This window comes from Bacillus sp. P4_D3 (assembly GCF_056401855.1).
Window position 1 is genome coordinate 1 of sequence record NZ_JBFUIN010001049.1, and the last position, 898, is coordinate 898.

At 37.5% G+C, this 898-nt stretch carries 2 protein-coding genes; both read right to left on the bottom strand.

The window, feature by feature from the left end; translation table 11 throughout:
* The coding region (locus AC1DTM_RS29060) for a DHA2 family efflux MFS transporter permease subunit (protein WP_477001553.1) at nt 1-697 on the bottom strand (697 nt) is incomplete at its 3' end.
* Nucleotides 697-898: MbtH family protein (locus AC1DTM_RS29065; protein WP_477001554.1), on the bottom strand; the 202-nt coding region annotated here is incomplete at its 5' end. The genes AC1DTM_RS29060 and AC1DTM_RS29065, both read right to left, overlap by 1 nt.

Genomic DNA, 898 nt, shown 5'->3' on the forward strand with positions numbered 1-898 from the left:
TTCCAGTACTTATTATTTCTGGAGAAATCCAACCTTTTGACGGGCCTTGACTGAGTGTATAGATGAGCATCGCAAAACCTGGTGCTGAAAGAACAAAACCGATAGAATCAAAACGACCAGCCGATTTTTCAATATGCTCTGCTAAAAATAGAAGTCCAAATAGCAACGCAATGATACCAAACGGCAGATTAATATAAAATGCCCAGCGCCAAGACATTTGATCTACAAAGAAACCACCAATAATTGGTCCGATCGCTGGTGCTACAGCAATTGGAAGTACAATAAATCGAGAAATTTTTGGTCTTTCCTCTGGTGAAAATGTTCGGAATAACATCGCCATCCCGACTGGTGTTAAAAGTCCGCCACCAGCACCTTGAATGATACGAAAAATGTTTAATGAAGTAATATCATTAGCAATTCCACATAATGCAGATGCAATTGTAAAAACGAAAAGGGCAGTTAAAAATACTTTTTTCGTACCAAAGCGATCTCCTAACCAACCAGAAATCGGAAGAAAAACAGCTAAGCTAACTAAATACCMAATATTTACTGTCCCCATTGCAGAAGGAGGTACTTGTAGTTCTTTACTTATCGTTTGCAGTGCTACATTCACAATCGTTGCATCCATCGCAGCCATAAACATCGCTGTTATATAAACGATGCTTACAACTACTTTTGGATTTATGTTTGCTTTCATTATTGTTTTCCTACTAATATTTTTTCGCTAATTTGATTTTTTTTCGGATCTAAATCGTTCCAGTTAACTTCAACGTATTCTAAGCAAACTTGTCTGCTAGCTTCTTCATGTACAACATTCCATCCAATAGGTACATCGAGAAAGGCAGGCCAGAGAGAATACTGGCCCTCCTCATTCATTAATACTTTATATGTGTAATTA